Raw genomic sequence first — 380 nt, forward strand, 5'->3', positions numbered from 1 at the left:
TGATCGAGGTCATCGTCGGCGCCATCCGCCTGGAGGCGCAGGATATCCACAGCTTCGAACTGTTCCGGGCCGACGGGGCGGCACTGCCGTCCTTCGAGCCGGGCGCGCACATCGACCTGCACCTGCCCAACGGCCTGGTACGCCAGTACTCCCTCTGCGGCCCCGCCGAACGGCCGCGCCACTACCGTATCGCCGTACTCCGCTGCCGCGACTCGCGCGGCGGCTCGGCCACGCTGCACGCCGAACTGCGGGTCGGCCAGCGGCTGCGCATCGGCGAGCCGCGCAATCTCTTCCCGCTGTCGCCGGAGCCCGGTCCGCGCCTGCTGTTCGCCGGCGGCATCGGCATCACGCCGCTGCTGGCGATGGCCGAACGCCTGGCC

The 380-nt window shown here is 72.6% G+C and carries 1 protein-coding gene; it reads left to right on the forward strand.

Translation table 11 applies throughout. The features are described 5' to 3' along the window. On the forward strand, window positions 1–380 hold a 380-nt coding region (locus tag BST14_RS31855; RefSeq protein WP_211280840.1), incomplete at both ends, for a ferredoxin reductase.

It is taken from the genome of Mycobacterium arosiense ATCC BAA-1401 = DSM 45069 (genome assembly GCF_002086125.1).
Classification (GTDB): Bacteria; Actinomycetota; Actinomycetes; order Mycobacteriales; family Mycobacteriaceae; genus Mycobacterium; species Mycobacterium arosiense.